Below are 14,059 nucleotides of genomic sequence, written 5' to 3' on the forward strand. Positions count from 1 at the left end.
GCCTGGCAATGAATCTCGCATAAATGAATATGAATATGAAATTGACAACGTTTTTCGCGGCGGCACTCGCAGTTGTTGGCTTTTGCAGCACTGCTTCAGCCGTTACGTATCCACTACCGACAGACGGTAGCCGGGTGATTGGTCAAAACCAGGTCATCACTGTCCCGGAAGGCAATACCCAGCCGCTGGAGTATTTTGCTGCCCAATACCAGATGGGTCTTTCCAACATGCTGGAAGCTAACCCGGGCGTGGATACCTTCCTGCCGAAAGGCGGTACGGTGCTGAACATTCCGCAACAGTTGATCCTGCCGGATACCGTGCATGAAGGTATTGTCATCAACAGTGCTGAAATGCGTCTGTACTACTACCCGAAAGGCACCAACACCGTTATCGTGCTGCCGATTGGTATTGGCCAGTTAGGTAAAGATACGCCGATCAACTGGACCACCAAAGTGGAACGTAAAAAAGCAGGCCCGACCTGGACGCCGACGGCAAAAATGCACGCCGAATACCGTGCTGCGGGTGAACCGCTGCCTGCGGTCGTGCCTGCCGGTCCGGATAACCCGATGGGTCTGTACGCACTGTACATTGGCCGCCTGTATGCCATCCACGGGACTAATGCCAACTTTGGTGTTGGTTTGCGCGTGAGCCACGGTTGTGTGCGTCTGCGTAACGAAGACATCAAATTCCTGTTTCAGAATGTACCGGTCGGTACGCGCGTTCAGTTCATTGATGAACCAGTGAAAGCCACCACCGAGCCAGACGGCAGCCGCTACATTGAGGTGCATAACCCGCTGTCGACCACTGAAGCTCAGTTTGAAGGCGGCGAGATCGTACCGATTACGCTGAACAAGAGCATTACAAGCATCACCGGTCAGCCTGACGTCGATCAGTCAGTCGTTGAACAGGCAGTACAGAACCGTTCTGGTATGCCGGTTCGTCTGAACTAATTCCATGAAAAAGGCCCGATAGCACTATGCTTATCGGGCCTTTAACACGCCAGCCAACATCCTGCCTAAGCGCTATCTCAACAGCAACAACCCATACCCTACCAACGCCGCCCATACCAACATCGGTAACGAATACAGATGGAAACGCCACCAGATGCGTCGGTCGTTTGCCATGCGTAATGCAATCAGATTTGCCAACGAGCCAGGTAACAGACCGAAACCGCCGATATTGACCGCCCATGCCAGCAACAGCGTAGGCGGTACATAGTTCAACAGTAGAATCGTCGTGGGCACGTTGCTGATAAATTGCGACAGTCCGATAGCCGTCAACCAAAGTCCAGGCCCGGAAAGCGTGCCGATATGGCCTGAAATCGCCTGCAACGCGGGAAGCTGGGTTAATAAATGCACGTCGATAAACATCGCCATAAACACCAGCAGCAACGTCCAGTCCACGCTGAGCACCACGCGACGCGCCAGTATCAGAAATCCTGCCGCCACAATTGCCAGTCCCCACAGCTCCTGCTTCAGCTCCAGCGCACTCAGAAAGACGATGTACAGTCCGAGACAGCTCCACACCAGCCGCGGCTGCCAGTCTGGCGAGCGCGTCCCGGTATGGTATTGCAGCGCTTTCGCCGGAAAACAGAACCAGCACAGCACCAGTAAGGTCAGCATCATTGCGACAGCGAGCGGCAGCATCTGCCAGGTAAAGGCGGTAAATGACAGGCCAGAACGCCCCCACAGCAGAATATTTTGCGGGTTGCCAATGGGGGTGAGCAGTGAACCGGCATTCACCGCCAGCGCTTCAAAAATGATCAGCCGATTAACCGGAATCGCGCACAGTTTTTTGAGGGTAATGGTGAGAGGGACTACGATAAACAACGCCACATCGTTGGTCAGAAACGTCGACAGTCCAGCGGCCGCCAGCACCATGAACATCGCCAGACGACGCTCGGTGGCAAACCGGCGGGTCATCCTGCGCCCCAGCACATCGAAGTAGCCGCTCAGTTCAACCCCTTTTGTCAGCAGCATTAAACCGCTGAGGGTAATAATGGTATGCCAGTCAATGGCAGCGAGCCAACGACGAGGCGAAAATGGCACACAAAGACTTAAGCCAATCCCGATAATCATCAACAACTGAAAAAAGCGATCGCGCCTGAGCGCTCGCAAAAAGGGAAGACTCATTCAGATGCGGTTCCGATTTTTTGTGTAAAGAACCGAAATGCCTCCAGCGTTTCCTGGCTCACGTGGTGCTCCATTCCCTCTGCATCACGGCGCGCGATATCCGCACTCACGCCCAGCACCAGCAGAAAATTTTCAACGATCTGATGTCGCTCACGGCTCTCCTGCGCCAGTTTCTCCCCTTCCGGGGTCAGGAACACCCCTCGCCAGGGGATCATTTCAATCAGTCCAACCGAGGCCAGTCGTTTAAGCATTTTGGCGACGGTGGGTTGTGAAACACCCAGTCGGGCCGCCATATCGACCTGACGCGCCTCCCCGACCTCGATGATTAAGTCGGAAATCAGCTCGACATAGTCATCAATCAGTTCACGACGGTGCGCTTCCCTGACCTGACGAAACCCCTCGACGTGTTCCTCGACATTCACTAATTGCGTCACTTTTTTTGTTGTTGGCGTACCTGCGCGACGACTCATTCTGCTTCCCCATGACTGTGACGCGTTGACTGTATCTGATGTAAGAAAATGCATTGTAAACCAGAGTTGCCCTGGCACAAAAAATTAACGTTTTAGCAATAGCTATATAATATAGCCTGTGCTATATCTGTATGTAATACAGTCATCCCTCAAGGATTGATGGGATCGAGAAGTCAGGAGGTTTATATGAACGAATTCAAGAGGTGCATGCGCGTGTTTAGTCACTCTCCCTTTAAGGTACGGTTAATGCTGATCTCAATGCTGTGCGAAATGATCAACGGCAAACCAGAGCAGGATAAACCCTCCTCACACTAACGCGGCGTCGCGGTACGCCGCTTCCTTATTCTTCTCTCCACCACAGTTAATTTTATCGTTTCAGCGCAAATACCCCTTCTTTTTGTCTGATTTGCTATCCCCTTCGCAAAACATTTTCGCTGTAGTAGTTGACCTAAACATGAGCAAGCTCTATCTTCTTGCAGCCCTGCATATATTGCGGCACGCAGATATCCTCTTCACGCACTCTCAGGCAGGCATTAACCCTTTGCGCCAGGGTAAGCACATGGCGTTTTTGTAATAGTGGCATATGAATTTAACCCTCAAAGACTCGCTTATTGCCCGCAGCCGGGTCATTAACCCGTGGACGGCCTTTTACTTTTTACAATCTTTGCTGATTAACCTCGCACTGGGTTACCCCTTTAGCCTGCTCTATAGCGCGGCCTTTACCTGCATATTGCTGCTGCTCTGGCGTAGCGCGCCGCGTACGCAAAAGGTGCTGGTCGGCGTGTGTTCACTGATCGCCGCCATGTATTTCCCGTTCGGTCAGGCATACGGTTCGCCCAACTTCAATACCTTGCTGGCGATGCATTCGACCAACGTGGAAGAGTCGACCGAGATCCTGACGATCTTCCCGTGGTACAACTACCTGGTGGGCGTCTTCATCTTTGCGCTGGGCGTGATTGCCATTCGTCGTAAAAAAGAGACCGAAAAGAAACCCTGGAATACGCTCAACAGCCTGTGCCTGCTGTTTAGCATCATCACGTTCTTTGTTGCCCCCGTACAAAACCTGGCATGGGGCGGCGTCTTTAAACTGAAGGATACGGGTTACCCGGTGTTCCGCTTCGTCAAAGACGTTATCGTTAATAACAATGAGGTGATAGACGAACAGGCGCGGATGGCGAAACTGGCCGGTATGAAAGACACCTGGACCGTGACAGCGGTCAAACCCAAATACCATACCTATGTGGTGGTGATTGGTGAAAGTGCGCGCCGGGACGCGCTGGGGGCGTTTGGCGGCCACTGGGATAACACCCCCTTCGCCAGCACGGTCAACGGCAATATTTTTATGGATTACGTTGCTGCGAGCGGATCTACACAAAAATCGCTTGGCCTGACGCTTAACCGTGTGGTGGACAATCAACCGCAGTATCAGGATAACTTTGTGACGCTGGCCAACCGAGCCGGTTTCCAGACATGGTGGTTCTCTAATCAGGGGCAAATTGGCGAGTACGACACCGCTATCGCCAGTATTGCGAAACGTGCTGACGAAGTGCATTTCCTGAAAGACGGCAACTTTGAAGCGAACAAAAATGCGCGTGACGAAGCGCTGTTAAAAATGACCGCCCAGGTACTCGAAACCGAGCATACGCAGCCGCAGCTTATTGTCCTGCATTTAATGGGATCTCATCCGCAGGCCTGCGATCGTACGCAAGGTAAATACGCGGAATTCGTGCAGTCAAAAGAGACGTCCTGCTATCTCTACACCATGACGCAAACTGACGACCTGCTACGCCAGCTGTACGACCAGCTGCGCAATAGCGGCAGCAGTTTCTCGATGGTCTATTTCTCCGATCACGGTCTGGCGTTTAAAGAGCGTGGAAAAGAGGTGCAATATCTGGCGCATGATGATCAGTTCCAGCAGAACTTCCAGGTGCCGTTTATGGTGATCTCCAGCGATGATAAAGCCCACCGCAAAATCAAAGCGCGCCGTTCCGCCAATGACTTCCTGGGCTTTTTCGCACAATGGACCGGGATCAGCGCAAAAGAGATCACGACCCAATACCGTTTCATCTCTGAGCAGAAGGCTGGGCCGACTTTCATCACCAACTTCAAGTTACAGAAGGTGGATTACAACCATCTTGGCACTGACATCTTCGACACCAAATCGTGATGACCGAACGGGGGGATGAGATATCCCCCCGTCGTTTTCGCCATTTTCAGACAAAAAAAATCCGCCCCAAGAGGCGGATTTTTCATATCACCGTCGTGATTAGAAGCGGTAACCAACACCCGCGATCCAGGTACCAACATCAACGCTACGAATACGGCTCTGCTCGTAGGAGAAGTCCAGAGCAACGTTTTCGATCGGGTTGAACTGAACACCGGCACCGTAGGAGAAACCGTAGTCACTGGTGTCGTTTTTGTCAGTCGGTAAATTCGTTTCCTGGAATTTACCGTAGCCAACACCAACTACACCGTAGATGCTTGCCCAGTCGTTCAGACGGTAAGCCGGACCTGCGGTGAGGCCGTAATACTGGGTTTTGTTGTAATCGCCTGCACTGTTGGTACGACTTTTTTCGGTGTAGGTGAAGGAACCAATTACGCCCAGCGGGTTGTTGTCCTGCTCGTAACGATACTTCAGGTTAAAACCGCCCATTTTGTTGGCCTGGCCCTGAGCATCGCTCTGAGCGTAACCACCAGTAACGGTAGAAGTAGCAGCTACAGCAGTACCTGCGGAGATAGCCAGTACAGCGGCCAGTGCTGAAAGACATGCAATTTTTTTCATAACCACCTCAAATGTGCTTCAAGTAAATCCTAAGCTTTAAATATATCAAATATTGATGAGAAACTCTTTGCGATTCGCGATGTCTAACGAAGCCTTTCATGTAACAAAACGTTTCCAAAGCTCGCTATCTCTTTCAAATAACATCACTTTTTCGCATGATTGCACCATTATTACGCGCAAAATATGGCACTTTCATCCAGATTAATCCTAATCACGCAGATTATTAATCCATCAACAAACATCCATTTTACGGATTTTCTGGATTTTTTTTTCAACGAATACTCAACCGCCCGAGGGTTATTTCCATTACACTCCCCCTTTTACTTTTCTACACATTTATTGACAGGAGAAAGGATGCCGGGGTCGTCACGAAAAACGCCAGTCTGGTTACCCATCTTGGTTTTACTTATTGCCATGTCCTCTATTCAAAGCGGGGCTTCTTTGGCGAAAACGCTATTCCCTCTCGTTGGCGCACCGGGCGTTACTGCACTGCGCCTCGCGTTGGGTACGTTAATCCTTATCGCGTTCTTTAAACCCTGGCGTTTGCGTTTTGCAAAAGAACAGCGCCTTCCTCTGGTGTTTTATGGGCTGTCGCTGGGGGGAATGAACTACCTCTTTTATTTGTCGATCCAGACGGTACCGCTGGGTATCGCCGTTGCGCTGGAATTCACCGGTCCCCTTGCGGTGGCCCTGTTTTCTTCACGCCGTCCCGTTGATTTTATTTGGGTGGCGCTGGCCGTCCTTGGGCTCTGGTTTCTGTTACCGCTGGGGCAGGATGTGTCTCATGTTGATCTCACCGGCGCGGTACTGGCGCTTGGGGCTGGTGCCTGCTGGGCGGTCTATATTCTCACCGGACACCGCGCGGGAGAGGAACACGGCCCCGCCACCGTCGCGGTAGGCTCACTCATTGCCGCAATGGTTTTTGTGCCACTTGGCGTAATCCAGGCAGGTGATGCCCTGTGGCACTGGTCGATTATCCCATTAGGTCTGGCTGTGGCTGTCCTTTCCACAGCACTGCCCTACTCGCTGGAGATGATTGCGCTGACACGCCTGCCCACGCGCACATTTGGCACGCTAATGAGTATGGAGCCTGCCCTGGCCGCCGTGTCCGGGATGATTTTCCTGGGGGAGACGCTGACGCTGGTACAGACGCTGGCCTTAGGTGCCATCATTGCGGCATCAATGGGCTCAACGCTCACCCTGCGTCGTGAAACCAAAATTGAGCAGGTCGATATTAATTGATATTACCGTTCTGCATGATGTGCATCATCATGCAGAATATTCTCCTGGCTGAACCCTCTGATATTCATTTATTCCTGGCGTTCTCATTGGCATATTTATTCTCATTTTCATTTCCTGACAAAAATAAACAACAGACACGCAACAAAAGAATCACCACATTGATTTTTAACTGTTTTTTTATTTCCCGCCATCCGCGCTATTAATGCAATAGGTACAACCAAAAAAGCAGGCGTTAAATCTGCTGCTATACTTAGTTTCGTTAATTACCTGGGACACAAAATATCAAGAGGATATGAGATTATGAGTACCGCTAAATTGGTAAAAACGAAAGCGTCTAATCTGCTTTATACCCGTAACGATGTCTCTGACAGCGATAAGAAAGCGACAATCGAGCTGTTGAATCGTCAGGTGATCCAGTTTATTGACCTGTCACTGATAACCAAGCAGGCCCACTGGAACATGCGCGGTGCCAATTTCATTGCCGTACATGAAATGCTGGATGGCTTCCGTACTGCATTGACCGATCACCTTGATACGATGGCTGAACGCGCAGTACAGCTGGGTGGCGTGGCATTAGGCACAACGCAAGTCATTAACAGCAAAACACCGCTGAAAAGCTACCCGCTGGATATCCATACCGTACAGGATCACCTGAAAGAGCTGGCCGATCGCTATGCAGTGGTCGCCAACGATGTGCGTAAAGCCATCAGCGAAGCGAAAGATGAAGACACCGCGGATATCTTCACTGCCGCCTCTCGCGATCTCGACAAATTCCTGTGGTTTATTGAATCCAACATCGAATAAGCACGTCATAAGTAATCCCTCTAATAACCCTCGCTCTGGCGGGGGTTTTGCACTTTTATAGTGCACCAAAGGATCCTCCCGCCCTGCAAAAGTGAATTAATTGTAATAATCACTTCACACAATCGTTAACGAGAGATTGTTTTAACAACAATTTTTACGCTAAATAGTCATACCGTTTGCACCAGGACAATTTTGCACTAATTCAGTGCCCCAAAATGGTGCGAAGCGTCGGCTTTGCCACACTCATTGTGCAACGACATAAAACACATGCCTGTTAAAACAATGAGTTGCAAAGTTGGCATGTTTTTTTCATAACACTGTTTGTTCTCGCAGGGGATCGCCCCGTGGATAAAAAAGGAAATGCTATGAAGTCTGTATTAAAAGTTTCACTGGCAGCACTTACCCTGGCTTTTGCGGTGTCCTCTCATGCCGCGGATAAGAAACTGGTTGTCGCAACCGACACCGCGTTCGTTCCGTTTGAATTCAAACAGGGCGACAAATACGTTGGCTTTGATGTGGACCTGTGGGCCGCCGTAGCAAAAGAACTGAAGCTGGATTATGAACTGAAACCGATGGATTTCAGCGGCATCATCCCTGCGCTGCAAACCAAAAATATCGATCTGGCGCTGGCGGGCATCACCATTACAGAAGAACGTAAAAAAGCGATCGACTTCTCTGATGGCTACTACAAAAGTGGTCTGTTAGTGATGGTGAAAACTGACAATAACGACGTAAAAAGCGTTAAAGACCTCGACGGTAAAGTGGTTGCCGTGAAGAGCGGAACCGGTTCTGTTGATTACGCGAAAGCCAACATCAAAACCAAAGACCTGCGTCAGTTCCCGAACATCGATAACGCGTATATGGAGCTGGGCACCAACCGCGCAGACGCTGTTCTGCATGATACGCCGAACATCCTGTACTTCATCAAAACTGCGGGCAACGGCAAGTTCAAAGCGGTCGGTGAGTCTCTGGAAGCACAGCAGTACGGTATTGCCTTCCCGAAAGGCAGCGATGAACTGCGCGAGAAAGTGAACAGCGCGCTGAAGACGCTGCGTGATAACGGCACTTATAACGAAATCTACAAAAAATGGTTCGGTACTGAACCTAAATAAAACAGCCTGAAAATCGGCTCGTCGTGCCCGGTGGCGCTCGCGCTTACCGGGCCTACGTTTTAGCCCCTGTCCGCATCCGGCAACATGGGCGTTTGAATAATTTCACCACGGTAACAGGAACGACATATGCAGTTTGACTGGAGTGCCATCTGGCCCGCCATTCCGCTTCTCATTGAAGGTGCCAAAATGACCTTGTGGATCTCGATCCTCGGTCTGGCCGGCGGTTTGGTTATCGGGCTGGCAGCAGGGTTTGCGCGCACCTATGGCGGTTGGATTGCCAACCACGTCGCGCTGGTCTTTATTGAGGTCATCCGCGGTACGCCCATCGTCGTGCAGGTGATGTTTATCTACTTCGCACTGCCAATGGCGTTTAACGATCTGCGAATTGACCCGTTCAGCGCCGCCGTCGTCACCATTATGATCAACTCAGGCGCCTACATCGCAGAGATTACGCGTGGGGCCGTGCTCTCAATACATAAAGGTTTCAGCGAAGCTGGACTGGCGCTTGGACTCTCTCGTACAGAGACCATTCGTCATGTCATTTTGCCACTTGCGCTGCGCCGCATGCTGCCGCCGCTGGGTAACCAGTGGATCATCAGCATTAAAGATACCTCACTGTTCATTGTGATCGGCGTGGCTGAACTCACCCGTCAGGGCCAGGAGATCATTGCCGGTAACTTCCGCGCACTGGAAATCTGGAGCGCCGTTGCGGTGTTCTACCTGATCATTACGCTGGTACTGAGCTTTATTCTGCGTCGTCTGGAAAGAAGGATGAAAATCCTGTGATTGAATTTAAAAACGTCTCTAAGCATTTTGGTCCAACCCAGGTGCTGCATAACATCGATCTGAACATCCGTCAGGGCGAAGTGGTCGTCATTATCGGGCCTTCCGGCTCCGGTAAATCCACCCTGCTGCGCTGCATCAACAAGCTGGAAGAAATCACCTCCGGCGATCTGATCGTCGATGGCCTGAAAGTCAACGATCCGAAGGTGGACGAGCGCTTAATCCGCCAGGAAGCCGGGATGGTGTTTCAGCAGTTCTACCTCTTCCCGCATCTGACGGCGCTGGAAAACGTCATGTTCGGTCCACAGCGCGTGCGCGGTGCGAAAAAAGAGGACGCGGAGAAACAGGCCAAAGAGCTACTGGCGAAAGTCGGGCTGGCGGAACGCGCTCATCACTACCCTTCAGAGCTTTCCGGCGGTCAGCAACAGCGCGTGGCGATTGCCCGTGCGCTGGCGGTGAAACCGAAGATGATGCTGTTTGATGAACCAACCTCTGCGCTCGACCCGGAACTGCGTCACGAAGTGCTGAAAGTGATGCAGGATCTGGCGGAAGAAGGCATGACGATGGTGATCGTGACGCACGAGATCGGCTTCGCCGAGAAAGTGGCCTCACGTCTGATCTTTATCGACAAAGGCCGCATTGCGGAAGACGGCAACCCACAAACCCTGATTGAAAATCCACCCAGTCAGCGTTTACAGGAATTTTTACAGCACGTCTCCTGATCCCCGCTCCCACCTCCCTTCTTTTGGAAGGGAGGTTCCCTGCGAATTTTCCCATTTCAAATCCCTCCTCCCCCATCCTCTATACTTATCTTTTTGTTTTACTTTCTCACTGGAGGAGTCATGCGGTGGATTCTGTTCATCCTCTTCATTCTACTGGGCGCTCCCGCCCATGCAGTCGTGATACCCGGCGTAACGACGGGCACGCCGTCTCAAGCGGGCGAGGCACCCACAACGGAACCTGATGTCGAACAAAAGAAAGCGGCCTATGCAGCGCTCGCGGACGTGCTGGAAAATGAGACGTCGCGTAAAGAATTGATTACGCAGTTACGGTCAGTCGCGAAGACGCCTCCCGCAGAGCCGGTGCCTAAAATCACGCCCCCTACGCTCACCGAAGAAAAAACCGTGCTGGAGAATGTCACTGACATCAGTCGCCAATACGGCGATGCCCTCTCCGGGAAGTTTGCCCAGCTCTATCGCAATATTACCGACGCCCCGCACAAACCCTTCAATTCACAATCGTTTACAAATGCCCTGACCCATTTTTTAATGCTGGCGGCCTCCGTCTTCACCTTTTACTGGGTGATCCGCCTGTGTACGCTGCCGCTGTACCGCAAAATGGGTCAGTGGGCGCGTAACAAAAACCGCGATCGCAGTAACTGGCTACAGCTACCCGCGATGATTGTCGGCGCCTTTATTATCGACCTGCTCCTGCTGGCGCTGACGTTATTTGTCGGGCAGATACTGAGCGACAAAATGAACGCCGGCAGCCGGACCATCGCGTTTCAGCAGAGTCTGTTTCTCAATGCGTTTGCGCTGATTGAATTTTTCAAGGCGATCCTGCGCCTGATATTTTGCCCTGGCGTGCCAGATCTGCGTCCATTTAATCTTCAGGATGCCGGAGCACGCTACTGGAACCGACGTTTAAGTTCGCTCAGCAGCCTGATTGGGTATGGGCTGATTGTCGCCGTCCCCATTATCTCCAACCAGGTGAATGTCCAGGTTGGGGCGATGGCCAACGTCATCATCATGCTGTGCATCACCTTATGGGCATTGTATCTGATCTTCAAAAACAAGCGGGAGATCACCGAGCATCTGCTGGATCTGGCGGAGCGTTCGCTGGCGTTTTTTAGTCTGTTTATCCGCGCTTTTGCCCTGGTGTGGCACTGGCTGGCCAGCGCCTATTTCATCGTGCTGTTTTTCTTTTCACTGTTTGATCCCGGCAATAGCCTGAAATTTATGATGGGTGCCACGGTGCGCAGCCTGATCATTATTGGCGCCGCCGCGTTTATCTCCGGGGTGTTCTCTCGCTGGATAGCCAAAACCATCACCCTGTCTCCCGATATGCAGCGGAACTACCCCGAGCTGCAAAAACGGCTCAATAACTGGCTCTCCATGGCGCTGAAAGTGGCGCGATTCCTGACGGTCTGTATTGCCGCCATGTTGCTGCTGAACGCCTGGGGATTGTTCGATTTCTGGAACTGGCTGCATTACGGCGCGGGTGAAAAAACGGTTGATATCCTGATCCGCATCGCGCTGATCCTGTTTTTCTCTGCCATTGGCTGGACCGTACTGGCCAGTCTGATAGAAAACCGTCTGGCCTCCGATGTCCACGGGCGTCCGCTGCCCAGCGCCCGCACGCGTACGTTGCTTACGCTGTTTCGTAATGCGCTGGCGGTGATCATCAGTACCATCACCATCATGATTGTGCTCTCGGAAATCGGGGTTAATATCGCGCCGTTACTGGCAGGTGCCGGGGCGCTGGGGCTGGCGGTTTCATTCGGCTCGCAAACGCTGGTGAAAGATATTATTACCGGGATCTTTATCCAGTTTGAAAACGGCATGAACACCGGCGATCTGGTGACGATCGGGCCATTAACCGGGACGGTGGAACGGATGTCTATTCGCTCAGTGGGGGTACGTCAGGATACCGGGGCTTATCATATTGTTCCGTGGTCATCGATTACCACCTTCGCCAACTTTGTACGCGGCATTGGTTCGGTCGTGGCGAACTATGATGTGGATCGTCATGAAGATGCCGACAAAGCGAACCAGGCGCTGAAAGACGCCGTCGCAGCGGTGATGGAAATAGAGGATGTGCGTGGTCTGATTATTGGCGAGCCGTCATTCTCCGGCATTGTGGGCTTAACCAATACGTCATTTACGCTGCGCGTATCGTTTACCACATTGCCGCTGAAGCAGTGGACTGTCCGCTTCGCACTCGACGCTCAGGTCAAAAAGCACTTTGACCTCGCCCATATCCGTACGCCGGTACAAACCTATCAGGTTCTACCGGCACCGACCGGGGGGACAGCGGCGGCAGAACCTCTACCGCCTGACGAACCGACGCTCTAGGCCGGTCAGCGTTTCTGCGTCATAAAGCGGCGACGCTGATCGTTATCCATAAAGGTCCAGGCGATAAAGCGACTCTGCTTTTGCCCCTGGGCCATCTCTTTTTTAACGACTTTGACCGCGCCAACATCCGTTAAGGCACGATACAGCGGGGGTAAATTCTCACCGCGCGAGACCAGCGTGGTAAACCACATCACCTGACGGCCAAACGCCTGGCTCTCCGCGATCATTTTTTTGATGAACGCCACTTCACCGCCTTCACACCATAACTCCTGCTGCTGCCCGCCAAAATTCAGCGCATCGTCTTTATCCTGCCCGAGGTTACGGCGTTTACGCTCGCTGCCAGCACGCGCAGAAGCGGCCGAATCATGGAACGGGGGGTTACACAGGGTGGCTTCAAACTGTTCATTTTTGTGAATAATGCCGTTGAAAATCGCCGTGGGATCTTTTTGTCGACGCAAACGGACAGACCGGGTTAACCCCGGATTACCCTTAATAATCGCCTGGGCGCTGGCAAGCGCCTCATCGCTGGTTTCGCTTCCGGTAAAGCGCCAGCCATATTCATGAGCCCCAATCAGCGGGTAAATACAGTTCGCCCCCACGCCCACGTCCAGTATGCTCGCCGTGGTTGGAATGGTCCCCGTCGTCTCACCGAGCAGATCCGCCAGATGGTGAATATAATCCGCGCGCCCCGGTACCGGTGGACACAAAAAACCGTCCGGAATATCCCAGCTCGTCACGGCGTAGAAATGCGCTAACAGCGCTTTGTTCAACGCCTTTACTGCCAGCGGGTTGGCAAAATCAACGCTTTGTTCGCCGCCTGGCGTGCGAACGAGGAATTGCGTCAGCTCGGGCGTGACCTGGCATAATGTCGCGAGATCGTAACGACTGTGGTGACGGTTACGGGGGTGTAATCCCGGTTTCTGGGGGGACATGGCATTCTCCTTTTAACAGCGGCGTAAGATACCCGTATAACGCAACGGGGTAAACATGCTTACACTGCGAAAACCTTTACTACTGCAGGCGGTTATCAACAAAACGCATAAATTTTACTGCCAGAGCTACCCAAATAAGAAATATTTATGTCCTTGATTTGTCAATATTCGTCAATATATATCGTTCAAAAAATAAGCAGATCTTCATCGATTTTTTGCGTTAATTGTCGTCCTCTGACGTCCTAAACTTATCAGGCACTACCTGTTGTTTCTCAGAGGAAGTCATCATGAAAAAATGCCTCACTTTACTTGCAGCCACCGTACTTACCGGCCTGACGTTTGCCTCATTTGCCGCACCGCCAATCACCAGTCCAGAAACCGGACAGCTAAGAGCGTCTGGTACCGTTTCCGCTTCAGGGGCAACTAACCTGAGCGATTTGGAAGATAAACTGGCAGAAAAAGCGCGTGAGCAAGGCGCTAAAGGTTTTGTGGTTAACTCAGCTGGCGGTAATAATCAGATGCACGGCACTGCAACCATCTACAAATAACGCTGTTACCTGCTCAACTGCATTCATCCTGGATGCAGTTTTCTTCCTCTCCTGCCGCCCTTTCGCTTCTTCAATATTCGCTTAATTTGTAAACACCTCGTGTGAAATTTGAAGACCATGTAAATAAATGTATTTATTTTTTTACGAATGAATGATAGAAAGTCGCGCCAAGTGATAATC

The 14,059-nt window shown here is 51.7% G+C and carries 14 protein-coding genes; 10 read left to right on the forward strand and 4 right to left on the reverse strand.

The window, feature by feature from the left end; translation table 11 throughout:
• Positions 1–29 precede the first annotated feature (29 nt).
• Entirely contained in the window at positions 30–950 is a 921-nt protein-coding gene (gene ldtB / locus P2W74_RS15475; protein ID WP_276292309.1) for a L,D-transpeptidase, read from the forward strand.
• Between the two features lie 72 nt (positions 951–1,022).
• On the opposite strand, the gene P2W74_RS15480 is transcribed toward ldtB, so the two are convergent.
• Positions 1,023–2,132, reverse strand: coding sequence for an anion transporter (locus P2W74_RS15480; RefSeq protein WP_276292310.1), 1,110 nt, complete (start codon positions 2,130–2,132; stop codon positions 1,023–1,025).
• Positions 2,129–2,602, reverse strand: a complete 474-nt coding sequence (gene mntR, locus P2W74_RS15485; RefSeq protein ID WP_276292311.1) for a manganese-binding transcriptional regulator MntR — start codon at positions 2,600–2,602, stop codon at positions 2,129–2,131. Before mntR ends, P2W74_RS15480 begins: the two co-directional genes overlap by 4 nt.
• A gap of 186 nt (positions 2,603–2,788) precedes the next feature.
• Here mntR and mntS point away from each other — a divergent pair, with 186 nt between their 5' ends.
• Positions 2,789–2,917 carry a manganase accumulation protein MntS gene (mntS, locus tag P2W74_RS15490; protein WP_276292312.1) on the forward strand — a complete coding sequence of 43 codons (129 nt, stop codon included), beginning with the start codon at positions 2,789–2,791 and terminating at the stop codon, positions 2,915–2,917.
• A gap of 268 nt (positions 2,918–3,185) precedes the next feature.
• On the forward strand, positions 3,186–4,769 hold the full coding sequence (locus P2W74_RS15495) for a phosphoethanolamine transferase (RefSeq protein ID WP_276292313.1): 1,584 nt from the start codon (positions 3,186–3,188) through the stop codon (positions 4,767–4,769).
• Positions 4,770–4,868: 99 nt separating this feature from the next.
• On the opposite strand, the gene ompX is transcribed toward P2W74_RS15495, so the two are convergent.
• The gene (ompX, locus tag P2W74_RS15500; RefSeq protein ID WP_276292314.1) at positions 4,869–5,384 is read right to left on the reverse strand and encodes an outer membrane protein OmpX; all 516 of its coding nucleotides are present in this window, start codon (positions 5,382–5,384) and stop codon (positions 4,869–4,871) included.
• Between the two features lie 354 nt (positions 5,385–5,738).
• Between ompX and rhtA the strand changes: the two genes are divergently transcribed.
• The 6 genes from rhtA (at position 5,739) to ybiO (ending at position 12,399) form a co-directional block, all read left to right on the forward strand.
• Positions 5,739–6,626, forward strand: coding sequence for a threonine/homoserine exporter RhtA (gene rhtA / locus P2W74_RS15505; protein ID WP_276292315.1), 888 nt, complete (start codon positions 5,739–5,741; stop codon positions 6,624–6,626).
• A 300-nt stretch (positions 6,627–6,926) separates the two neighbouring features.
• Positions 6,927–7,430 (forward strand): DNA starvation/stationary phase protection protein Dps, encoded by a 504-nt coding sequence (gene dps / locus P2W74_RS15510; protein WP_195296856.1) that lies wholly within the window; start codon positions 6,927–6,929, stop codon positions 7,428–7,430.
• A 365-nt stretch (positions 7,431–7,795) separates the two neighbouring features.
• The gene (gene glnH / locus P2W74_RS15515) at positions 7,796–8,542 is read left to right on the forward strand and encodes a glutamine ABC transporter substrate-binding protein GlnH (protein ID WP_276292316.1); all 747 of its coding nucleotides are present in this window, start codon (positions 7,796–7,798) and stop codon (positions 8,540–8,542) included.
• A gap of 126 nt (positions 8,543–8,668) precedes the next feature.
• Positions 8,669–9,328, forward strand: coding sequence for a glutamine ABC transporter permease GlnP (gene glnP, locus P2W74_RS15520; RefSeq protein WP_276292317.1), 660 nt, complete (start codon positions 8,669–8,671; stop codon positions 9,326–9,328).
• A complete protein-coding gene (gene glnQ / locus P2W74_RS15525; RefSeq protein ID WP_276292318.1) occupies positions 9,325–10,047 on the forward strand; it encodes a glutamine ABC transporter ATP-binding protein GlnQ in 723 nt (240 codons plus the stop codon). Before glnP ends, glnQ begins: the two co-directional genes overlap by 4 nt.
• A gap of 120 nt (positions 10,048–10,167) precedes the next feature.
• The gene (gene ybiO / locus P2W74_RS15530; protein ID WP_276292319.1) at positions 10,168–12,399 is read left to right on the forward strand and encodes a mechanosensitive channel protein; all 2,232 of its coding nucleotides are present in this window, start codon (positions 10,168–10,170) and stop codon (positions 12,397–12,399) included.
• A gap of 5 nt (positions 12,400–12,404) precedes the next feature.
• Here ybiO and rlmF read toward each other — a convergent pair whose 3' ends face one another.
• Complete coding sequence (rlmF, locus tag P2W74_RS15535) at positions 12,405–13,331, reverse strand: 23S rRNA (adenine(1618)-N(6))-methyltransferase RlmF (RefSeq protein WP_203358392.1); 927 nt, start codon at positions 13,329–13,331, stop codon at positions 12,405–12,407.
• Between the two features lie 287 nt (positions 13,332–13,618).
• On the opposite strand from rlmF, the gene mcbA reads away from it, so the two are divergent.
• Positions 13,619–13,879, forward strand: coding sequence for a DUF1471 family periplasmic protein McbA (gene mcbA, locus P2W74_RS15540; RefSeq protein ID WP_203358393.1), 261 nt, complete (start codon positions 13,619–13,621; stop codon positions 13,877–13,879).
• Positions 13,880–14,059: the final 180 nt, after the last annotated feature.

The organism is Citrobacter enshiensis (assembly GCF_029338175.1).
Classification (GTDB): domain Bacteria; phylum Pseudomonadota; class Gammaproteobacteria; order Enterobacterales; family Enterobacteriaceae; genus Citrobacter_D; species Citrobacter_D enshiensis.